The sequence below is a fragment of the Amycolatopsis sp. NPDC004625 genome (genome assembly GCF_040609695.1).
Classification (GTDB): Bacteria; Actinomycetota; Actinomycetes; order Mycobacteriales; family Pseudonocardiaceae; genus Amycolatopsis.
This window is the reverse complement of sequence record NZ_JBEXKX010000030.1, coordinates 74,753-93,944: the sequence shown is the minus strand read 5'-3', so window position 1 is coordinate 93,944 and position 19,192 is coordinate 74,753. Positions and strand designations below refer to the sequence as shown.

The following is a 19,192-nucleotide window of genomic DNA, read 5'->3' as shown; positions in this document are numbered from 1 at the left end:
GCGGGTGCCCGGGCGCGAACCCGCCGCACCACCCGACACCGGCGCGAGCTGTGGGGCTCGCCCGGTCCCGTTCGCACACCCGCACCCCGATCAGCAGGCAGGCCGATGAGATCAACGACGTTCTCCCCCGTACACCGCCTCCTCGTCATCGCCACCACCTTCGTCACCGCGGTCACCACCGCGGCGGTGGTCGGCTCCGCACCGGCGCAGGCCGCCGCGTGCGGCACCACCAACCTCGCGCAGGGCCGACCCGCGACAGCGTCGTCGACCGAGAACGGCGGGACGCCCGCGTCCGCCGCGGTCGACGGCAACACCGGCACGCGCTGGTCCAGCGCGTTCGGCGACCCGCAGTGGCTGCAGGTCGACCTCGGCTCGGCCCAGCAGCTCTGCGACGTCGTGCTCAGCTGGGAAGCCGCCTACGCCCGCGCGTTCAGCGTGCAGCTTTCGAGTGACGCGAACACCTGGACCACGGCGTACTCGACGACCGCCGGCGCCGGCGGCACGCAGACCGTGGCGCTGTCGGGCACCGCGCGCTACCTGCGGGTCACCGGCACCCAGCGGGCCACGCAGTACGGCTACTCCCTGTGGGAGGTGGCCGTGCACGGCTCCGGCGGCAGCACGATCCCGCCGACCGACCCGCGCAACCCGGACTTCGGGCCGAACGTGTCGGTGTTCGACCCCTCGACCCCGGCCGCGACGATCCAGAACCGGCTGACGCAGATCGCGAACCAGCAGCACACCAACCAGTTCGGCAACGAGCGCTACGCCGTGCTGTTCAAGCCCGGCAGCTACGACGCCGACGTCAACCTCGGGTTCTACGAACAGGTGGCGGGTCTCGGCCTCTCCCCCGACGACGTCAACCTGAACGGGCACGTCCGCGTCGAGGCGGACTGGCTGCAGCAGGGCGACAACCCGGCCAACAAGGGCAACGCGACGCAGAACTTCTGGCGGTCCGCGGAGAACCTGTCGGTGACGCTGCCGGCCGGCCAGGTCGAGCGCTGGGCCGTCGCGCAGGCCGCGCCCTACCGCCGGATGCACCTCAAGGGCAGCCAGATCCAGCTCTGGAACGGCGGTGACGGCTGGGCCAGCGGCGGCCTGATCGCCGACAGCAAGATCGACGGCGTCGCCGTTTCCGGCTCGCAGCAGCAGTTCCTGACCCGCAACAGCGAGCTCGGCGGCTGGCAGGGCGGGGTGTGGAACATGGTGTTCGTCGGGTCGACCGGCACCCCGCCGGCGTCGTTCCCGAACCCGCCGGAGACCGTCGTCGGCCAGACGCCGGTGATCCGCGAGAAGCCGTTCCTCTACGTCGACGGCTCGGGCAGCTACAACGTGTTCGTCCCGGCCCTGCGGCAGAACGCGTCCGGGACGAGCTGGGGCCACGGCGCCCCGGCCGGGCAGTCGATCTCGCTGAGCGAGTTCTACGTGGCGCACCCCTCCGACTCGGCCGCGACGCTCAACGCGGCCCTGGCCGCGGGCAAGCACCTGCTGGTGACGCCGGGTGTCTACCACCTCGACCAGGCGCTGAACGTGACGCGCCCGGACACGGTGATCCTCGGCCTCGGCCTGGCGACACTGATGCCCACCACCGGGACCGCGGCCATCACGACGTCCGATGTGGACGGTGTGAAGATCGCCGGGCTGCTGGTCGACGCGGGCGCGGTGAACTCGCCGGTGCTCGTCCAGATCGGCCAGCCGGGGTCGAACGCGAACCACGCGAGCGACCCGACGTCGCTGCACGACGTGTTCTTCCGGATCGGCGGCGCGGCCGTCGGGAAGGCCACGCAGACGCTGGTGGTCAATTCGAACAACGTCATCGGCGACCACATGTGGCTGTGGCGGGGCGACCACTCGAACGGCGTCGGCTGGAACGTCAACACCGCCGCCAACGGCCTGGTCGTCAACGGCGCGAACGTGACCATGTACGGCCTGTTCGTCGAGCACTACCAGCAGTACGAGGTGCTGTGGAACGGCAACGGCGGCCGGACGTACTTCTTCCAGAACGAGATGCCGTACGACCCGCCGGACCAGGCGTCCTGGTCCAGCGGCGGCGGCCGGCAGGGCTGGGCGGCGTACAAGGTGGCCGACTCGGTGACCAGTCACGAAGGCTGGGGCCTCGGCAGCTACTGCTTCTTCAACACGAATCCGTCCATTGTGGCCGGTCATTCGTTCGAGGTGCCGAACAACGGCGGGGTCCGGTTCCACAACCTCGTCTCGGTGTCACTCGGCGGCGTGGGCACGATCGCCCACGTCATCAACGACGCGGGTGACGCCGCGAACACCGGGCACCAGGTGAGCCCGCTGGTCTCCTACCCGTAACACGGCGGCGACGTACGCGTCCGGGCGGACCAGCCAGGCTTCGCCCGGGCGCGCACCCAGCGCCCCGCCCGGCGGGATCTCCACCGACCGCACCCCTTCGGCCCGCACGCCCGGGGTCGTGAGCACCAGGAACCCCTGCCGGGCCAGCTCGCGCAACCGTCCACTCGCGACGGTGACGTCCGGGAGCAGCACGCCCGGTCCCGGCGGCGGCAGCGCACCCCGCGGTGGCCGGCCCGCGAACGGCCGGTGCGGGTCCGGGGTGGTCAGCGGCGAATCCGCGTACCAGAACGGTTCCGCCAGCCGGCCCGAGTCGACCTGCGCGCAGACCGCCGGATCGGCCGCCGCCCGGGTGAGGACGTCGAGCCGGCGGCGGCGCCGCTCGTCGTCCTGTGGCACCAGGAAGTCCATCGTGGCCGTGGTGACGGCCGCGTTCTCCACGGCCGCCGCGTGCCGTTCGGCGTGGTAGCTCTCCAACAGCTCCTCCCCCGCGTCGCCGTGCAGGACGGCGGCCAGCTTCCAGGCGGCGTTCTCCGCGTCGGCGACACCGGAGTTGAGACCGCGCGCCCCGAACGGCGCGACCAGGTGCGCGCAGTCCCCGGCCAGCAGCACGCGGCCGACGCGCATCCGGTCGGCCAGCCGCGTGTGGAAGCGGTACACCGACCGCCAGACCACTTCGTACGGCCGGTCGCCGATGATGGCCCGGATCCGGTGGCCGAGCGCACCGCCCGACTCTTCGGCGCTGAGGTCGTAGTCCTCGGGGACCTGCCAGTCGATGCGGAACTCCGAGCCGGGGCACGGGTGGATGAGCACCTGGCGGCCAGGGTTCCACGGCGGGTCGAAGTGGAACCGCCGTTCGGCCGCCCAGCCCGGCAGGTCGGCGCGAATGTCGCAGATGAGGAACAGGTCCCGGAACGACACGCCGGCCAGGTGCAGGCCGAGCGCCCGCCGCACGGTGTCGCCGCGCGCGCCCGTGCAGGCGATCGCGTAGCCGGCCTCGATCCGGCGCGGCCCGTCCTTCGTCTCGCACTCGATTTCGACGCCGCCGGACTGGGTCAGGCCGGTGACGCGGTGGCCGCGGCGGACGTCGATCAGCGGCTGCCGGGCGATCAGCTCGTCCAGCACCGCCTCGACCCGGGCCTGCGAGAGGTTGACGAACGGCGGCAGCGCGGACCCCGCGTCCGGCAGCGTCAGCGAAAACAGCTCCCGGTCGCGGTGGAACGTCCGCGCGGTCGTCCAGGTGAGCCCCTCCTCGGCGAGGCAGCCGGCGCCGAGCGACGCCCAGACGTCCAATGTGTCCCGTTGCTGGCAGATGGCCTTGGACCCCACGGGGTCGCGCACCTCGTGCTCGTCGACGAGCACCACCGGTACGCCCCAGCGCGCGAGCAGCAGCGCGGCCGTCTGGCCGACCGGGCCGCTGCCGAGGACGGCAACTCTCATCGTCCTAGCCCTGGAGCTGGTCCCAGACTTCGCGGTCGCGCTCGGCCGTCCAGACCACCGGCCGTTCGACGCCGCCGAGTTCGTCCCAGAGCCGGGAGACGTCGAAGGGCAGGCAGTGCTCGAAGATCGGCCAGTGGCCGTACTGGTCGTTCAGGGCCGCGTGGGTGCGTTCGAAGGCTTCCTTGAGCGTGCCGCCGGCGTCGCGGACCGCGCCGACCTCGCGCAGCATCGTGGTCAGGAAGTGCCGGGTCTGCGCGATGGCGGCGTCGACCGCCTCCCGGCCGCGGCTCACCCCGCCGCGGCCGCCGATCAGCGTCTCGGCCCCGAAGGCGGCCACCCGGTCCAAAGTGGACGACGACCAGTCGCGGTGGAACGCGTCGCCGGTGTACAACGCGGCTTCGGCTTCCACGAGGTCACCGGCGTAGAGGATCTTTTCGCGGGGCAGCCAGGCGACGATGTCGCCCTCGGTGTGGCCGCGCCCGCAGTACTGCAGCACGAGGTCGCCGCGGTCGCCGCCGAGGTCGATCGTGAGCCGGTCGGAGAAGGTCAGCGTCGGCCAGGTCAGCCCCGGCACCGATTCGGCGCCCTTCGCCAGCCGCGGCATCCGGCCGAACTCGCTCTCCCAGTCCTCCTTGCCGCGCTCGGCGACCAGCGCGCGGGTGTTCTCGTGCGCGACGATCACTTCGGCGTCGAACGCGGACGCGCCGAGCACGCGCACGGCGTGGTAGTGGCTCAACACCAGGTAGCGCACGGGTTTGCCGGTGTGTTCGCGCAGTTTCGCGAGCCACTCGGAGGCGGCGATGGGCGTGGCCAGCGCCTCGAAGCAGACGAGGAAGTCCTCGCCTTCGACCGCGCCGATGTTGGGGTCGCCCTCGGCGGTCAGCGCGTAGACGCCGTCCGCGAGGACTTCCAGGGTCTGCGCTTTCTCCGCCAGGTCGGCCGAAGAGGCGAAGGCTTTCTTCGTCACGGCGAGCGCTCCTTGATCGTCAAAGGATTGACTACTTCGGGTCAGGCTAGCCCCGCCGGCCCCCGCGCGGAACCCTTCTCCCCTAACCTGGCCGCATGACGGACCGACCGGCCGACCTCGACTACCTCTCGTTCGTCGACTACGCGATCGGGAAGACGCAGGCCGAGCTGCCCGCGACCGACCCGGTGGCGATGCGCCTCGGCCTCACGCTGCACCGGCTGGCGGGGGCACTGGTCTACGACTGGGAATCGACGGTCCACCGCCCCCGCGGCTGGAGCTGGGGCGGGTTCCGGGTGCTGTTCGTCCTGTGGCTGGCCGGCCCGCTGGAGTCCCGCCACGTGGCCCGGCTGGCCGGGATGAGCCGCGCGGCGGTGTCGGCGCTGGTCAAGACCCTGGAGCGGGACGGCCTGGTGACCCGCACCCAGGTCCCCCACGACCGCCGCGCGGTCCGGCTGGCCCTCACCGGGGCGGGCCACACGGCGGTGACCGACGCCTACCAGGAGCACAACACGCGCGAACAGGCCTGGGCCGCGTCCCTCACCCCGGCGGAACAGACGGTCCTGATCGGCCTGCTGGAGAAGCTCACCACCGGCCCGGCCGCCGCGGCCGCCCAGCGCCTGGCCTGACCGACCGCCCGGGTACGCGAACCGACCCCCCGGGTACGCGAACCGACCGCCCGGGTACGCGAACCGACCCTCCGGGTCAGCTGGCCAGGCCGGGCAGGGTCAGCGTGTGCCCGGTCTGCTCGGCCTTCGCACGCAGGTACCGGACGTTGTTCTCGGTCGCGAACACCCCGGTCGGCACCCGGTCGCGCACGGCGATGCCGGCCGCCCGCAGCTGCGCGGCCTTGTCCGGGTTGTTCGACAGCAGATCGACCCGGTCCACCCCGAGCGCCCCCAGCATCCGGGCGGCGACGGTGTAGTCGCGCGCGTCTTCGGGCAGGCCCAGCGCGGCGTTGGCGGCGTAGGTGTCGAGGCCACCGTCCTGCAGGGCGTAGGCGTCGAGCTTGTTGTACAGCCCGATCCCGCGCCCCTCCTGCCGCAGGTAGAGCAGGTAACCGCCGGCCTCGGAGATCCGGGTGACGGCTTCGGCCAGCTGCGGGCCGCAGTCGCAGCGCGCCGACCCGAAGACGTCACCGGTGAGGCACTCGGAGTGCGGCCGCACGAGCGGCACGTCACCGGGGGTGCCGAGGACGAAGGCGAGGTGCTCCCCGTCGTCGCCCAGCCCGCGGAAGGTCACGGCCTCGGCGTCGACGGCGGGCCCGCCACCGAGCCGCAGCGGGATCCGCACCCGCGTCCGCACCTCGGCCGTCCTGCCGTCACCCCTGGAGTCACCCACATGATCGACCCTACACGAAGTTCAAATTCGAACATCGAAAACCGGTCGCGCCCGGGTCGTATCCTCGGGGCCATGATCCCCGGGCCCACCGCCGCCTCGTTCCTGCTGGTCGTCGTCCTCGGGGCGATGTCGCCCGGGCCCGACTTCGTCGTCGTGACGCGCTCCGCGCTCGCCGGCGGGCGCCGGGCCGGGATGGCCGCCGGGCTCGGGATCGCGCTCGGTGTCTTCGCCTGGGTGGTGGCGATCGCGCTCGGCGTGGCCGCCGTGCTGACCGCGTCCGCGATCGCCTTCACCGTCGTCAAGCTGGCCGGGGCCGGCTACCTGGTCGTGCTCGGCGTCAAGGCGTGGCTGGCCGTGCGCCGCGGTGAGTACCGGGACCTCGGGGACGCCACCGGTGCCGGGCGGCTCGCGGCCGGCGCCGCCTTCCGGCAGGGGCTGGTGACGAACCTGCTCAACCCGAAGGTCGCCGTGTACTTCCTGGCCCTGCTCCCCCAGTTCCTCCCCGCCGGCGGCGCCGCGCTGCAGACGCTCGAACTGGCCGCGATCGCCACCGCCGGCACCGTGGTGTGGTTCGTCACCCTGGCCGTCGTCGTCGGGGCGCTGAAGCGGTTCTTCGCCGCCGGCCGCGTCCGGCGGGTGCTGGACGCCGTGCTGGGCAGCGTGCTCGTCGCGCTGGGGCTGAAGGTCGCCGCCGAAACGGCGTGAGCCCGGCGCCCGGGCCCACGCCGCCGGCGTTCAGAGCGCTTCGGACGCCAGGCGCGTGCCCTCGACCCGCGCCGCGATCTTCGCGAACGCGATGTCGCGCGGGGTCGACGTGTCGTCGGCGAACGGCGAGAACCCGCAGTCGTCGCAGGTGCCCAGGCGCTCGGCCGGGACGTACTTCGCCGCGGTCAGCACGCGGTCGCGGACCTCTTCCGCCGTCTCCACCCGCGGGTCGATCGGGTCGGTGACGCCGACGAAGACCCGCTGGTCCGCCCGGAGGTGCTCGGCGATCACCCGCAGCGCGCGCTCGGGGTCGGCTTCGCTGGCCAGCTGGACGAAGAACCGGCCGGCCCGCAGGTCGAACAGCGCCGGCAGCAGGCCCGCGTAGTCGACGTCGAGGCTGTGCACGGAGTCCTGGTCGCCGCCCGGGCAGGTGTGGACGCCGATCTTCGCGCGCTCCTCGGCGGTGAACCGGTCGAGCACGGCGTTGTTGAGGTCGACGAACTGCCGCAGCAGCCCGCCCGACGGGTCGAGCTTCAGCGACAGCCGCCCCTCGGTGAAGTCGATCTGGACGCTGTCCGCGCCCGCGTCGAGGCTGCCCCGGATGTCCGCCTCGGCCTCGTTGACCAGGTCGGCGACGAACTGCTCCCGCGAGTACCCCTCGATCCCGTCGGCCGGGTAGATCAGCGAGAGCGCCGACGCGGCGATCACCGCCTGCTTGACGGGCCGGGCGGTAAGCGTTTTCGCGCGGGTGAGGTACGAATCCGCGTGGGTCGCGTAGCGGAACGGGCCCGCGGTGAGCCGCGGCAGCTGCCGGGTGTGCCCGTCGGCGAACGGGATGACGACGCCGTCCGGGGCCAGGGCTTCGAGCCCGGCCAGCGGGTACGTCGCGAAGCTCGGCTTGCCCTGCTCCCCGTCGCTCAGCACCGGCGACCCGGTCTCTTCGAACCGGCGGATCGTGTCGGCCAGCGCGCGGCTCTCCAGCTCGGCGAGCGCGGCGGCGTCGATCCGGCCGGCCGCGTACTCGCCGAGGCCGTCGACGAGGTAGCCGGGACGCGGGATGCTGCCGATCGGTTCGGTGGGCAGGGTCATGGAATCCTCCGCTTGCTTGAAGGTCCTGACCGGCCACGAGCACGGCAGCAGGACGTGGCCGCCCCCAGCCGTCCGGCCGTGACCGGCCACGTTCGAGAGGCAACTTAACGTGGCCGAGGCCGGTCACGGAGCGCGGATCACCCGGTCGGACCAGAGAAAAGCACGAATTCGAGAGGCGTTCGGCGGTTCGCGAGGAGGACGATTGGGTATTCGCTACGGCGATACGGCGGGTTCGGCGCCGAAGGAGGCCCGATGCTCAGTCACCACGACCGCACCGAGCTCGAGAAGATCGAGCGCACCCTCGAGCTCAGCGACCCCGATCTGGCCGCCGCGCTGCGCGACGGCCGGCGCCCGAAGTCGCGCGCGCTCCGCAGCACCCTCCTGATCGTCTTCGACGTCACCGCCGTCACCCTGCTGGTCCTGGGTCTCGTGCTGCCCGAACCCGGGGTGACGCTGTGCGGGATCATCGCCCTCACCGGCACCGTCTGGACCCACGTGGCGCGGCACCGCCCCTGACGAGCTGAGGCAGACTGGGCGGGTGAAGTGGGTCCTGCACGTCGACCTCGACCAGTTCATCGCCGCGGTCGAGATCGCCCGCCACCCGGAGCTGCGCGGGCGGCCCGTCGTGGTGGGCGGCAACGGTGACCCCACCGAGCGCGCGGTCGTCGCGACGGCGTCGTACGAGGCCCGCGAATTCGGCGTGCAGTCCGGCATGCCGCTGCGGATCGCCGCCAAGCGCTGCCCGGACGCGGTCTTCCTGCCCAGCGACCCGGACGCCTACCTCGAGGTGTCGGCGCGCGTGATGGCCGCGGTGCGGGCCCTGCCGGTGGTGGTCGAGGTGCTGGGCTGGGACGAGGCGTTCGTCGGTGCCGAGACGGCCGACCCCGAGGCGCTGGCGGCGTCGATCAAGGAGGCGGTGGCCCGCGAGACGGGGCTGTCGTGCGCGGTCGGGATCGGCGACAACAAGCTGCGGGCCAAGCTCGCCACCGGGTTCGGCAAGCCGGGCGGGATCTTCCGGCTGACGCAGGAGAACTGGTGGGCCGTGATGGCGGCCCGCCCGACCGACGCGCTGTGGGGCATCGGCGGCAAGACGGCGAAGAAGCTGGCTTCGCTGGACATCCACACCGTCCTCGACCTGGCGGGCGCGGACCCCGCGGAGCTCGCGGCGCGGTTCGGCCCGAAGACCGGCCCGTGGCTGCGCCTGCTCGGCGGCGGCATCAGCGACGCCGAGGTGAACGCGACACCGTGGGTGGCCCGCTCCCGCAGCCGCGAGACGACGTTCCAGCGCGACCTGACGGACCCGGCGGAGATGGCGGCGGAGGTTTCGGCGCTGGCCAAGCGCGTCGCCCAGGACGTGCTGGACGAGGGCCGCCCGGCGGCGCGGGTCGCGGTCAAGGTGCGGTTCGTGCCGTTCCTGACCCACACGCACAGCATCACGCTGCCGGAACCGACGTCGGACGCGGCCGTGATCGACCGCGCCGCCCAGGAGGTGCTGGGGATGTTCGAACTGACCCGCGCGGTGCGCCTGCTGGGCGTGCGAGCCGAGTTCCCGCGCGACGAGTCGTGAGTGGTAAGGCGCGTTAGAACACTGTTTCTCACTCACGACCACCAGCGGCGATCCGGGCCGGCTTCGATGCGAACGCTAGCGGCCGTTCCAGTGCACGGTGGCCGGTGGCTCGAAGTACTTCCGCAGGTGCTGCTCCTCCGGGCGCCCGTGCAGCGGGAACCGGAAGGTGGACCCGTCCGGCCAGGTCAGCGTGCGCTTCGGGAAGTTCAGCGCGGGCACCTGCGGCGGCCGGGCCTCCCAGACGATCTTCGGCGGGGGCGCGTCGGCCGGGTCGGTGAAGGTCGTTCCGGTGTCCACCACCGCGAGGGACGACGGTGAGCACACCAGCCACGGACCGGACACCGACCGCAGCCGGTCGGCCAGGTCGAGCACCATCGCGTTCGCCGGGCCGGAGACCCGGATCTCGCGCTGGAACGGCCGGCCCGGTGCGCCGCCGTTCGCCAAGGCGAAGACCGCGAACACCGCCGTGCCGATCCCGCGCAGGACGGTCCCGAAGAACCGCCGGACCAGCCGCTTGCCTTCGACGGTGCCGTCCCGGCGGCGGCCGGGGACGGCGAAGCCGACGTCGGTGTCGCCGAGGCGCAGCACGATGACCGGCTCGCGCCACCGGTCCCGCATCAGCGCCTCGACCCCCTCCCGGAACCCGGGCCGGACCTGGGCCTCGGCCGACCACTGCTCGACGCGGCCGGCGAACCCGCTCAGATGTCCAGGTCCTTGCGCGTGTCCTCCGGGCTGCGGTCCCCGCCGATCTCGCTCTTGTCGAACCACGGTTCGTCCCCCTCCGGCGTGACCGCCTCCTTGCCTTCGGCGAAGGCACCCTTCCCGGCCCCGATGCCCGCCTTCACACCCGCGCCGGCGAGGAACGGCTTGACCCCCGCGGAGGTGCCGAACATCGTGGTGAGCGCCCGGTTGCTCGGCTGCCAGCCCTGGGCGGCCGCGCCGAAGCCGAACTTCGTCTCGCCCGGCATCACGCCGATCCGCAGCTTGCGGGTGAACACCTCGAGCTTCCCGGAGTAGCGGACCAGGAACTCCATGAACTTGTCGAGCAGCTTGCCGAACTTGCCGAGGTAGCGCGTCACCTTCTGCAGCACGCTGGCCGCCTTGGCGATGGACGCGGTCATCGCGGCCGCGACCGAGCCGCCGAAGCTGATCACCGACGCGGCCAGCGCCGGCAGCCACAGCGTGATCAGCCACGACACCAGCTCGGTGATGATCCCCTTGATCACCTCTTCGATGACCACCATCACCATCGACCACATCTGCAGCACTTCGGCCACCGAACCGGCGGCCGAGCCGATGCCGCGGATGCCCGAGGAGAAGTCGCCGAGCGCTTCCTTGGCCGCGTTGCCGGCGTCGTCCACCCACTCGGCCAGCGCGGTGTCGCCGGTGCGCTCGAAGTCCTCGGCGAGCGCGACGAAGCCCTGCGCGATCGTGACGAAGTTTTCGGAGGCGTGCCCGATGGCCGGGCCGTCGCCGGTGACCTGGTGCAGCGCGTCCTGCAGCGGCTGGACCAGTTCGAGCAGCATGTTCAGGCCGTGGCTGACCAGCCAGCCGATCGGGTCCATGGCGAAGGTGACCATGTCGCCGGCGGCGGCGCCGACGAACGCCGCGCCGTCACCCACCAGCGCGGCGCCCGCGGACGCCAGCTCGCCGGGGCCGTCGGCCTCGGCGGCCTGCCGCGCGTGCTCCCCGATCTTCTTGCCCGCCTTGTAGGCGGTGCCGGCCACCGGCACGTACCCGGCGGCGCGGTCGAGGTTGGCGCCCGTGCTCTCGTCGTAGGCTTCGACGTCCAGCGCGTCGGCGATGCTCTTCTTCGGCTCGGTCATCCGCCCTGTCCGATCGCGTCGATTTCCGCCTCGTACCGGCCGAAGGTGACCTTGCCGGCGTCTTCGGTGCCCTGGTACATCTCCGCGGCTTTGGTCAGTTTCGTGGTGAAGCCGTCGACGCCGTCCTTGAGGTCGGTCAGCAGCGAGCGCAGTTCGGCGAGGCGGTCGGTGTAGCCCTGCTTGGCGAAGAGGCCGATCAGCCCCCAGGCTTCGTTCGTCACGTCCGCGGCGTCGATCTTGGCGCCGAACTTGTCGGCTTCCTGTTCGTAGAACGGCAGCTGCCGGGCGTAGGCGGAGATCGCCCCGATGTTGGTCTGGATTCCTTCTGGCATCGCGGGTTTCCCTAGGATCGGCGGAGGATGGGGCCCTGGTCGAAGTCGTCGTCGTCCCCGGCGGCGGGCCGCCGGACGGGCCGCGACGGCGGCCGCGGTTGTGGCTCCGACGCGGGTTCGGCCGCCGCGGTTCCGAACGCTTCGGCCTGGGCTTCGCGCACCTGCGCCGAGACGTCGACGCCGAACGCGTCACCGAAGGTCTCGTCGACGATCCCGGCCTGCTGCTGCGCGGCCCCGGCCGCGGCCCGGCGGATGGTGTCCATGATCGTGGCGGCCAGCTGCCCGGCCTCGACGCGGGTGGCCCCGGCGGTGAGCCGCAGGTCGGTGATGGTCCCGCCGGCCCCCGCGGTGACGGTCACGGTCCCGTCCCGCGAGGTGACGGTCGTCTCAAGCCGGGCGATCCGCTCCTGCATGTCGCCGACGCTGGCGAAGCGGGCTTCGGCCTGCCGCACCTTGCTCTGGAAGTTCTGGAACTGGGCGATCAGCTCGTCCATCTGGGCGGACATCGGGTCTCCCTTTGCACGGTTCGGGGCCTGTGTCCGCATCATGGCAGATCGCGTCCGCCGCCGATCGCGTTTCGCCGGATCGCGCTCAGGAGCCGGTGAGCTCCACGGTCACGGTGCAGGTGTCCCCCACGGCGACACCTTCGGCGTCCCGGACCGCCCGTTTGAGCGGCAGGACGTAGGCCTCGCGCGCGCCGTCCGGGAAGATCGAGGTCCGCCAGCTCGTGGCGCCGAGCGTCACCCGGACGCGCACCGAACCGAAGCCGCGCCGCGGCCCGGCGGCGCGCTCGCGGATGTCGTCCGACGCGTCGGCGGGCAGGCTGACGAAGACCCAGCTGTCGGTGCGGCGGGCGTCCCACTCCCAGAGCTCGGCCTCGAAGACGAAGGTCAGCGGCACGGCGGGCGGTAGCCGTCGATGCGCAGGCCGCGGAACTCCAGCTCGTTCGGTGTCTTCCCGACGAACACCAGCCCGCGCGCCTCCTCCAGCGCCGAGGCGAACGAGTACGGCGGCGTCCCCAGCTCCGGCAGCGACGTCCACTTCCGCGGCGAGAAGGGGAAGAACTTCGTCACCAGCCGCCCGCCCGTCGACGGCACGCGCGTCAGCCACTTGTCGCCGCCGCTCCAGTGGGACGCCGGGCGCAGCTGGACGTACAGGTCGTCGGTCGCGCGATAGGTCAGCAGGAAGCCCGCCGACCGGGACAGGTCGGCCTGCGCCTCGAACCGGTTGCCCAGCCAGACCACGGCCACGTGCCACTCGGCGTTCAGGAACGTCACCCGAGCCGTGTACCGGTGCCCCGAGGGCACCAGCAGGCTCCCGGTGGCCGGGACGGTCGTCCCCTCGCCGCTGGCGAGCCACTGCTGCAGCCGGTCGATCGACGGTGTCGCGCACTCGCCGCCGGGCGAGGCGGAGGCGGCCGCCGGGGCGGTCAGCGGGAGGACGAGCAGGGCGGCCAGGGCCGAAAGCGTTCTGGCGAAGGGAAACCGGGCGCGCATTCCCCGGAAGCTAGCACCGCCGCCGGTCCGGCACCACCTGCCCGGGCGGGCCGGCGGGCCGCGCGGCTAGGCTCTTCGTCGGCGAAAACGACCACTTTCGCCGAGGCAAGCGCACCACGACGCGGGGAGAACACCCACATGCTGGACCGAGCGGTCATCGACGCCCTCTTCCCTGCCGACCTGCCCGAACCCGAGCACTGGGAGCAGCAGTACCCCGCCCGGTCGCTGCCCGAGGGCGCGCTGGTCACGCGCCTGGGCCCGTCGCCGACCGGGTTCGTGCACATCGGCGGCATCTACGTCGGCACCATCGACCAGGACGTCGCCCGCCGCTCCGGCGGCCGCTACCTCGTCCGCATCGAGGACACCGACCAGTCCCGCGAGGTCGAAGGCGCCCTCGAGCAGTTCGAACGCGGCTTCCGCTACTTCGGCCTCGCCGCCGACGAGGACACCGAGCGCGGCGGGGACTACGGCCCCTACCGGCAGTCGGCCCGCGAGCGGATCTACCTCACCTACGTCCGCGACCTGCTCCGCCAGGGCAAGGCGTACCTCGACTTCGCCACCAAGGAGGAGCTGGCCGCGATCACCCAGCGGCAGCAGGCCACGAAGCTGCCCACCGGCTACTACGGCAGCTGGGCGATCTGGCGCGACGCCGACCCGGCCGACGTCCGGGCCAAGCTCGACGCCGGCGCGCCGTACGTGGTGCGGTTCCGGGCTCCGGACGACACCGGGGCCCGCGCCCGCTTCACCGACGCGATCCGCGGGCCGCTGGAGGCCGAGGCCAACCGCAACGACGTCGTCATCCTGAAGAGCTCCGACCAGAGCCCGCGGCTGCCGACGTACCACTTCGCGCACGCCGTCGACGACCACCTCATGCGGGTGAACCTGGTGATCCGCGGCGACGAGTGGATTTCGTCGGTGCCGGTGCACCAGCAGCTGTTCGACGCGCTGGGCTTCGAGCCGATCGGCTACGCGCACATCGCGCCGTTGATGAAGCAGGAGGGCGGCAGCAAGCGCAAGCTGTCCAAGCGCAAGGACCCGGAAGCGTCCGTCGACTTCTTCATCGAGGCCGGCTACCCCGCCGAAGCCGTCCTCTACTACCTGCGCGGCCTCGCCAACGGCCGGCTCGCGGAGCTGCCGCTGGCGCAGGCGCTCACCGAGCCGATCAACCTCGACGAGTGCGGCGTCGCCGGTCCGCTGGTCGACCTGGTCAAGCTCGACGACATCGCCGCGGACCACATCGCGACGCTGTCCGGCGCCGAGATCCTCGACGCGGTCCGCGGGTGGGCCGAGCGGTTCGACCCCGAGCTGCGCCGCGTCCTGGACGAGGAGCCGGACCTCGCGCTGCGCGCACTGGCTGTCGAGCGCGAAGGGGCCGAGAACCCGCGCAAGGACCTCAAGAAGTGGGGTGAGTTCCGCGCGGTGTACGGGTTCTTCTTCCCCCAGCTGCACGCGGCGGTCACCGGCCCCGACGACGAGCGCATCGCGGCGCTCGGCGTGGACCCGGCGGTCGTGGCGGCGGTGGCTCGTGACTTCGCGGCGGACTACCGCCAGCTCGACGACGGCCAGGAGTGGTTCGACCAGATCCGGACGGTGGCGGCCAAGCACGGTTTCGCCCGCAACGCCAAGGAGTTCAAGAAGAACCCCGAGGGGTTCCCGGGTTCGATCCGCGAGGCGTCGCAGATCATCCGGATCGCCCTGACGGGGTCGACGCGCAGCCCGGACCTGCACGCGATCACGCAGGCGCTGGGGCAGGACGAGGTGCTGGGCCGGATCGCGGCGCTCGCGAAGTAGGTGCCGGAGGGCTCCGGTGGCTGCCGCCGGAGCCCCTGGCCCGCCGCCGCCGTCGCGGAGGTCGGGCGGGCCCGCTTCAGGTGCCGGAGCTCTCGTCGTCCTCGAACGGGCGGAACGGGAACCGCACCACGCTGGGCGTCCGTGTCCCGCTGTCGACCACTGCCGCGATCACCCCCGCCGCGTTTTCCCGGTCGAGCCGGGCCAGGAGGCGGGCGAGTGCTTCGGGCGCGCCCACCGGTTCCGCCGGGGTCTGGATCAGGGTGTGGTGGAGGACGCCCTCGTCCGGGCTGCCGCTGCTCGTCGCCGTGCGGGTCGTGGCGTCGAGCAGCCAGCGCGGTGGTTTGCCGGTCGGGGCCGGGGTCGTGTGTGCCGTCAAGCCGATCACCTGGTCGGCGCGGAGGAGGCCGTCGCTGAGCGTCGCGAGCCACACGGTGGTCAATCCCATAGGTCGGTCACGATCTCATACGTTACCCCGGAGAAGGGTTCCTCCCGGTCGAGGAGCCGGGCCAGGGCGCTCCGGATCCCGGCGGAGACGTACGCGACGAGGTCACGCCGGAAGTCGACGCACTTCACCCGCCGCGGCGGCGCGGATCCCGGCGACCACCGGCCCGGGCCGCGCGCGGACGTGAGATGCTCGACCCCGCAGGCAGGCCGAAGGCGGGAGGCGCAGCGGGTGACCACCTGGATCGACGTGATCAACTTTGTCCGGACGCGGTACGAGGTCCTCGAGGAGTCGGAGGGCTGGCTGCGGTTCCGGCTGGAGGGCCCGCGCGACCGCACGCAGCAGGCGACGGTGCACCACCTCGCCGAGCTCGACGGCGGCTCGTGGATCGAGATCTCCTCCCCCGTCGGCTGGGCCGACCGGGTCGACCTGCGGCGGCTGCTCGAGCTCGCCGGCGCCTCGGCGGTCGGCGGCGCGGCGGTGGTGGACGGGGTCGCGCTGCTCAAGCACACGGTGCCGCTGGAGGACCTCAGCATCCAGGAGGAGTTCGAGCGCCCGCTGAAGGCGGTCGTCGCCCGGGCGGACGCGTTCGAGCAGGAGCTCACCGACGCCGACGAGTTCTGACCGGCCCCACCGTCCACCCGGGACGGGTCAGCGCCCGGCGCGGCGCGCCCGGTCGGTGCGCCGCCGGTTCTCCTTCTCCAGGGCGGTGACGAGCTCCTCTTTGGACATCCGGGACCGCCCGGGGACGCCGAGCTGCTTCGCGCGTTCGTAGAGGTGCTGCCGGCTCGCGGTCGCGTTCACGCCGCCGCGGGTCGGCAGTTCCGGCTGCCCGGCGCCGCCGGCGGCCTGCTCGTCGGAGGGCCCGCGTTCGGGTTTCGGCTCCCAGTGGTCGCCGACCTTCTCGAAGGTGTGCTTCACCGCCGCGTAGGCGGTCTGCTGCGCCCGCCGTCCGGGGCCGTAGGTCCGCAGGGCGGAGTCGTGCGCGGCGACCCAGGTGTCCTGGGCCTTGCGCGGCGACCGCAGGAGGGTGCTGGGCAGGTCTTCGCGTCCGGGCATGGGGGCTCGGCTACCCGGCGGCGGGCTCGATGAAACGGCCTGCCGGGTCGGTTCGCGGTCCCGCGGGGTCGGTTCGCGTACCCGGAGGGTCGGTTCGCGTACCCGGAGGGTCGGTTCGCGTACCCGGCGGGTCGGCCGGTCGCCGTCCGAAGAGGACCGGGAGGCTCCCGTGCGGGGCCGCGCCGGGGTCGGGCATGCTGGTGGCCGGCGTTCCGGGGACGAGAGGGCGGACATGGGTGCTTCACCCGATTTGACCATTCCGGCGCGGGTCGACAGCCCGGTGCCGCCGCAGCCGCCCGCCTCCGGGGTGGCGCGGTGGCTGCTGGAGCACCGGGTGGCGCCCGTCGGGCGGGCCGGCGGGGAAGACCACGGCACGCCGCAGGCCTGGTGGAAGGTCATGTGCCTGACCGGCGTCGACTACTTCTCCACCCTTTCCTACCTGCCCGGGATCGCCGCGCTCGCCGCCGGCGCGCTGTCGCCGCTGGCGACACTGCTGATCGTCGCCCTGACGCTGCTCGGGATGCTCCCGATGTACCGGCGGGTCGCCCGCGAAAGCCCGCACGGGCAGGGCTCGGTGGCAATGCTGGAGACGCTGCTGCCGTTCTGGCGGGGCAAGCTGTTCGTCCTCACGCTGCTCGGGTTCGTCGCCACGTCGTGGATCGTCACGATCACGCTGTCCTCGGCCGACGCCACCGTGCACATGCTGGAAAACCCGTACCTGCCCGGGTTCCTGCACGGCCACGCGGTGCTGATCACCGTCGTGCTGCTGCTCGTCCTCGGCGGCGTCTTCCTGCTCGGGTTCAGCGAGGCGGTCGGGGTCGCCATCCCGCTCGTCGCGGTCTTCCTGCTGCTCAACGCCGTGGTCACGGTCGCCGGCGTGGTCGACCTGCTCGGCGACTCCGCCGCGCTCTCGCACTGGACCGACGCGCTGACCGCCGGCGGCGGCGGGTTCACCGGGATCGTCGGGCCCGCGGTCATCGCGTTCCCGATGCTGGTGCTGGGCCTGTCCGGGTTCGAAACCGGCGTCAGCATGATGCCGCTGGTCGCGGCGGACGGGAAGACCGCCGAGGAGAAGCTCGAGTCCCGGATCCGCAACACGCGCAAGCTGCTGACCGCCGCCGCGCTGATCATGTCGGTGTTCCTGATCGCGACCAGCTTCGTCACCACCGTGCTGATCCCGGCCGAGCAGTTCAAGGACGGCGGCGAGGCCAACGGCCGGGCCATGGCCTACCTCGCTCACCACGAACTCGGCGAAGTCTTCGGGACGGTGTACGACGTCAGCAGCGTCCTCATCCTGTGGTTCGCCGGCGCTTCGGCGATGGCCGGGCTGATCAACATCGTGCCGCGGTACCTGCCCTCCTACGGCATGGCGCCGGAGTGGGGCCGCGCGGTCCGGCCGGTGGTGATCGTCTACACGGCGATCAGCATCCTGATCACCATCGCGTTCGGCGCCGACGTCAACGCCCAGGCCGGCGCGTACGCGACCGGCATCCTGGCGATGATGGTCTCGGGTGCGGTCGCGGTCAGCATCTCGGCGGTCCGGCACCGCCACCGCGGCGCCGCGGTGGGCTTCCTCGTGCTCACGCTCGTCCTGCTGTACGCGCTCGTCGAGAACGTCATCGAAAAGCCGGACGGGATCGCCATCTCGGCGCTGTTCATCCTCGGGATCATCGTCGTCTCGCTGGTCTCGCGGGTCACCCGGACGACGGAGCTGCGCGCCGACCACATCGAGTTCGACGAGGAGTCGCGCCGGTTCGTCGCCGACTCGCTGGCCCACGACGGCGCCCTCCACATCATCGCCAACCGGCGCCAGGGCGGCGACGACGCGGAGTACTCCGCGAAGGAGGCCGAGCAGCGCGCGATGAACCCGGTCCCCGGCGCGGCCGACGTCCTGTTCCTGGAGATCGACGTGGTGGACCCGTCGGAGTTCAGCAACGTGCTCAAGGTCCGCGGCGTGGACATCGACGGCCACCGCGTCCTGCGCGCGGCGAGCCCGGCGGCCCCCAACGCGATCGCGGCGATCCTGCTGGCCCTGCGCGACGTGACGGGCGTGCGGCCCCAGTGCCACTTCGAGTGGGCCGAGGGCAACCCGCTGGGCCACCTGTTCCGCTACCTCCTCCTCGGCCGCGGCGACACGGCCCCGGTGGTGCGGGAGATCATCCGCAGCAGCGAGAAGGACCCGGACCGCCGCCCAGGCATCCACGTCGGCGGCTGAGCCGGACGGCGGCGCCCACACGGGCACGACTCGAGGGCTTACCGGAACACGGCTCACGCCCCCGCAGCACGGCGGGTCGAGCAGGCACTCATCAGCCCGGCAGCGGATCCGCTCCGCCGCCCTCGCAGGCCGGCGAGCTCAGCAGGCGATCATCGGCCCGACGGCGGCGGACCGGCTCGGCGGACCGGAGCGCGAGCGGGTGCCCGCGCCGGGCCACGATCTCCCGCCGGGCGGCGGGCCTGGCCGCCCGCTCGGGCCGGGGCGCGGTTCGGCGGCGGGGCCGCCGGGCGGGGCGCTCGGGCCGGGGGTCGTTCGGGCGATGGGACCGGGCCGGGGCGGTTGACCCAGGAGTCGAAGAGCAGGATCAAGCCCGCGAAGACGGCGAAGCCGATCCCGAGCCCGACGTTGACCAGCGCGCCGAGGATGCCCGCGACGAGCAGCACCGGAAACACCGCCATCAGGCAGAACGGGTCGATCCGGCCGAACTTCGGGCGCTTTCCTTCGCGCGGGCTCACTCCGGGTTCCTTCGCGCCATTCCTGCAGTATGCAGGGCCCGGCCCGGCGTTGCCACCCGATCGGCGCATCTGATCGATCATGGTCACGGCGGGTGAG

Annotated in this window: 21 protein-coding genes; 8 read left to right on the top strand and 13 right to left on the bottom strand. The window is 72.5% G+C overall.

Going from position 1 to position 19,192, the window contains the following annotated elements:
* Positions 1-105 precede the first annotated feature (105 nt).
* Positions 106-2,316, top strand: coding sequence for a discoidin domain-containing protein (locus tag ABZW17_RS30065; protein ID WP_354821606.1), 2,211 nt, complete (start codon positions 106-108; stop codon positions 2,314-2,316).
* On the opposite strand, the gene ABZW17_RS30060 is transcribed toward ABZW17_RS30065, so the two are convergent.
* Positions 2,218-3,753, bottom strand: coding sequence for an FAD-dependent monooxygenase (locus ABZW17_RS30060; RefSeq protein WP_354821603.1), 1,536 nt, complete (start codon positions 3,751-3,753; stop codon positions 2,218-2,220). The genes ABZW17_RS30065 and ABZW17_RS30060 overlap by 99 nt on opposite strands.
* Before the next feature lie 4 nt (positions 3,754-3,757).
* Positions 3,758-4,720 carry an MBL fold metallo-hydrolase gene (locus tag ABZW17_RS30055; RefSeq protein ID WP_354821600.1) on the bottom strand — a complete coding sequence of 321 codons (963 nt, stop codon included), beginning with the start codon at positions 4,718-4,720 and terminating at the stop codon, positions 3,758-3,760.
* 95 nt (positions 4,721-4,815) lie between these two features.
* Here ABZW17_RS30055 and ABZW17_RS30050 point away from each other — a divergent pair, with 95 nt between their 5' ends.
* Positions 4,816-5,346: a MarR family transcriptional regulator gene (locus tag ABZW17_RS30050; RefSeq protein ID WP_354821598.1), complete on the top strand. Its 531-nt coding sequence runs from the start codon at positions 4,816-4,818 to the stop codon at positions 5,344-5,346.
* A 76-nt stretch (positions 5,347-5,422) separates the two neighbouring features.
* On the opposite strand, the gene ribA is transcribed toward ABZW17_RS30050, so the two are convergent.
* Positions 5,423-6,058: a GTP cyclohydrolase II gene (gene ribA / locus ABZW17_RS30045; RefSeq protein WP_354821595.1), complete on the bottom strand. Its 636-nt coding sequence runs from the start codon at positions 6,056-6,058 to the stop codon at positions 5,423-5,425.
* 72 nt (positions 6,059-6,130) lie between these two features.
* On the opposite strand from ribA, the gene ABZW17_RS30040 reads away from it, so the two are divergent.
* A complete protein-coding gene (locus ABZW17_RS30040; RefSeq protein ID WP_354821592.1) occupies positions 6,131-6,763 on the top strand; it encodes a LysE family transporter in 633 nt (210 codons plus the stop codon).
* 30 nt (positions 6,764-6,793) lie between these two features.
* On the opposite strand, the gene ABZW17_RS30035 is transcribed toward ABZW17_RS30040, so the two are convergent.
* Positions 6,794-7,852: a cobalamin-independent methionine synthase II family protein gene (locus ABZW17_RS30035; RefSeq protein WP_354821589.1), complete on the bottom strand. Its 1,059-nt coding sequence runs from the start codon at positions 7,850-7,852 to the stop codon at positions 6,794-6,796.
* Positions 7,853-8,104: 252 nt separating this feature from the next.
* On the opposite strand from ABZW17_RS30035, the gene ABZW17_RS30030 reads away from it, so the two are divergent.
* Together ABZW17_RS30030 and ABZW17_RS30025 are read left to right on the top strand one after the other, a co-directional pair.
* Positions 8,105-8,368 carry a DUF3040 domain-containing protein gene (locus ABZW17_RS30030; RefSeq protein WP_354821586.1) on the top strand — a complete coding sequence of 88 codons (264 nt, stop codon included), beginning with the start codon at positions 8,105-8,107 and terminating at the stop codon, positions 8,366-8,368.
* Positions 8,369-8,390: 22 nt separating this feature from the next.
* A complete protein-coding gene (locus ABZW17_RS30025) occupies positions 8,391-9,419 on the top strand; it encodes a DNA polymerase IV (RefSeq protein ID WP_354821583.1) in 1,029 nt (342 codons plus the stop codon).
* Positions 9,420-9,494: 75 nt separating this feature from the next.
* On the opposite strand, the gene ABZW17_RS30020 is transcribed toward ABZW17_RS30025, so the two are convergent.
* The 6 genes from ABZW17_RS30020 to ABZW17_RS29995 form a co-directional block, all read right to left on the bottom strand.
* Positions 9,495-10,121, bottom strand: coding sequence for a hypothetical protein (locus tag ABZW17_RS30020; protein ID WP_354821681.1), 627 nt, complete (start codon positions 10,119-10,121; stop codon positions 9,495-9,497).
* Positions 10,118-11,245 carry a hypothetical protein gene (locus ABZW17_RS30015; protein WP_354821580.1) on the bottom strand — a complete coding sequence of 376 codons (1,128 nt, stop codon included), beginning with the start codon at positions 11,243-11,245 and terminating at the stop codon, positions 10,118-10,120. Before ABZW17_RS30015 ends, ABZW17_RS30020 begins: the two co-directional genes overlap by 4 nt.
* Positions 11,242-11,577 (bottom strand): hypothetical protein, encoded by a 336-nt coding sequence (locus tag ABZW17_RS30010; protein ID WP_354821577.1) that lies wholly within the window; start codon positions 11,575-11,577, stop codon positions 11,242-11,244. The genes ABZW17_RS30015 and ABZW17_RS30010 overlap by 4 nt, the downstream gene beginning before the upstream one ends.
* 11 nt (positions 11,578-11,588) lie before the next feature.
* Positions 11,589-12,083, bottom strand: a complete 495-nt coding sequence (locus ABZW17_RS30005) for a YbaB/EbfC family nucleoid-associated protein (protein ID WP_354821574.1) — start codon at positions 12,081-12,083, stop codon at positions 11,589-11,591.
* An 85-nt stretch (positions 12,084-12,168) separates the two neighbouring features.
* Positions 12,169-12,471 (bottom strand): DUF1905 domain-containing protein, encoded by a 303-nt coding sequence (locus ABZW17_RS30000; protein WP_354821678.1) that lies wholly within the window; start codon positions 12,469-12,471, stop codon positions 12,169-12,171.
* Complete coding sequence (locus ABZW17_RS29995; RefSeq protein WP_354821571.1) at positions 12,468-13,073, bottom strand: hypothetical protein; 606 nt, start codon at positions 13,071-13,073, stop codon at positions 12,468-12,470. The genes ABZW17_RS30000 and ABZW17_RS29995 overlap by 4 nt, the downstream gene beginning before the upstream one ends.
* Positions 13,074-13,211: 138 nt before the next feature.
* On the opposite strand from ABZW17_RS29995, the gene ABZW17_RS29990 reads away from it, so the two are divergent.
* A complete protein-coding gene (locus ABZW17_RS29990) occupies positions 13,212-14,864 on the top strand; it encodes a glutamate--tRNA ligase family protein (RefSeq protein ID WP_354821568.1) in 1,653 nt (550 codons plus the stop codon).
* Positions 14,865-14,940: 76 nt separating this feature from the next.
* Here ABZW17_RS29990 and ABZW17_RS29985 read toward each other — a convergent pair whose 3' ends face one another.
* Positions 14,941-15,309, bottom strand: a complete 369-nt coding sequence (locus ABZW17_RS29985; protein ID WP_354821565.1) for a hypothetical protein — start codon at positions 15,307-15,309, stop codon at positions 14,941-14,943.
* A gap of 228 nt (positions 15,310-15,537) precedes the next feature.
* Between ABZW17_RS29985 and ABZW17_RS29980 the strand changes: the two genes are divergently transcribed.
* Positions 15,538-15,930 carry a hypothetical protein gene (locus tag ABZW17_RS29980; protein ID WP_354821562.1) on the top strand — a complete coding sequence of 131 codons (393 nt, stop codon included), beginning with the start codon at positions 15,538-15,540 and terminating at the stop codon, positions 15,928-15,930.
* Between the two features lie 27 nt (positions 15,931-15,957).
* Here the strand turns inward: ABZW17_RS29980 and ABZW17_RS29975 are convergent, their stop codons facing one another.
* The gene (locus ABZW17_RS29975) at positions 15,958-16,365 is read right to left on the bottom strand and encodes a ChaB family protein (RefSeq protein WP_354821559.1); all 408 of its coding nucleotides are present in this window, start codon (positions 16,363-16,365) and stop codon (positions 15,958-15,960) included.
* 232 nt (positions 16,366-16,597) lie between these two features.
* On the opposite strand from ABZW17_RS29975, the gene ABZW17_RS29970 reads away from it, so the two are divergent.
* Entirely contained in the window at positions 16,598-18,580 is a 1,983-nt protein-coding gene (locus tag ABZW17_RS29970; protein ID WP_354821556.1) for an amino acid transporter, read from the top strand.
* A 149-nt stretch (positions 18,581-18,729) separates the two neighbouring features.
* Here ABZW17_RS29970 and ABZW17_RS29965 read toward each other — a convergent pair whose 3' ends face one another.
* Positions 18,730-19,095 carry a hypothetical protein gene (locus tag ABZW17_RS29965; RefSeq protein ID WP_354821553.1) on the bottom strand — a complete coding sequence of 122 codons (366 nt, stop codon included), beginning with the start codon at positions 19,093-19,095 and terminating at the stop codon, positions 18,730-18,732.
* Between the last annotated feature and the right edge of the window lie 97 nt (positions 19,096-19,192).

Coding starts and splice junctions, on each gene's coding strand:
- ABZW17_RS30010 (WP_354821577.1), bottom strand. CDS start 11,577: ATGCCAGAAGGAATCCAGACCAACATCGGGGCGATCTCCGCCTACGCC.
- ABZW17_RS30050 (WP_354821598.1), top strand. CDS start 4,816: ATGACGGACCGACCGGCCGACCTCGACTACCTCTCGTTCGTCGACTAC.
- ABZW17_RS30015 (WP_354821580.1), bottom strand. CDS start 11,245: ATGACCGAGCCGAAGAAGAGCATCGCCGACGCGCTGGACGTCGAAGCC.
- ABZW17_RS29995 (WP_354821571.1), bottom strand. CDS start 13,073: ATGCGCGCCCGGTTTCCCTTCGCCAGAACGCTTTCGGCCCTGGCCGCC.
- ABZW17_RS30065 (WP_354821606.1), top strand. CDS start 106: ATGAGATCAACGACGTTCTCCCCCGTACACCGCCTCCTCGTCATCGCC.
- ABZW17_RS29970 (WP_354821556.1), top strand. CDS start 16,598: ATGGGTGCTTCACCCGATTTGACCATTCCGGCGCGGGTCGACAGCCCG.
- ABZW17_RS30030 (WP_354821586.1), top strand. CDS start 8,105: ATGCTCAGTCACCACGACCGCACCGAGCTCGAGAAGATCGAGCGCACC.
- ABZW17_RS29985 (WP_354821565.1), bottom strand. CDS start 15,309: ATGGGATTGACCACCGTGTGGCTCGCGACGCTCAGCGACGGCCTCCTC.
- ABZW17_RS30040 (WP_354821592.1), top strand. CDS start 6,131: ATGATCCCCGGGCCCACCGCCGCCTCGTTCCTGCTGGTCGTCGTCCTC.
- ABZW17_RS29975 (WP_354821559.1), bottom strand. CDS start 16,365: ATGCCCGGACGCGAAGACCTGCCCAGCACCCTCCTGCGGTCGCCGCGC.
- ABZW17_RS30035 (WP_354821589.1), bottom strand. CDS start 7,852: ATGACCCTGCCCACCGAACCGATCGGCAGCATCCCGCGTCCCGGCTAC.
- ABZW17_RS29990 (WP_354821568.1), top strand. CDS start 13,212: ATGCTGGACCGAGCGGTCATCGACGCCCTCTTCCCTGCCGACCTGCCC.
- ABZW17_RS30060 (WP_354821603.1), bottom strand. CDS start 3,753: ATGAGAGTTGCCGTCCTCGGCAGCGGCCCGGTCGGCCAGACGGCCGCG.
- ABZW17_RS30005 (WP_354821574.1), bottom strand. CDS start 12,083: ATGTCCGCCCAGATGGACGAGCTGATCGCCCAGTTCCAGAACTTCCAG.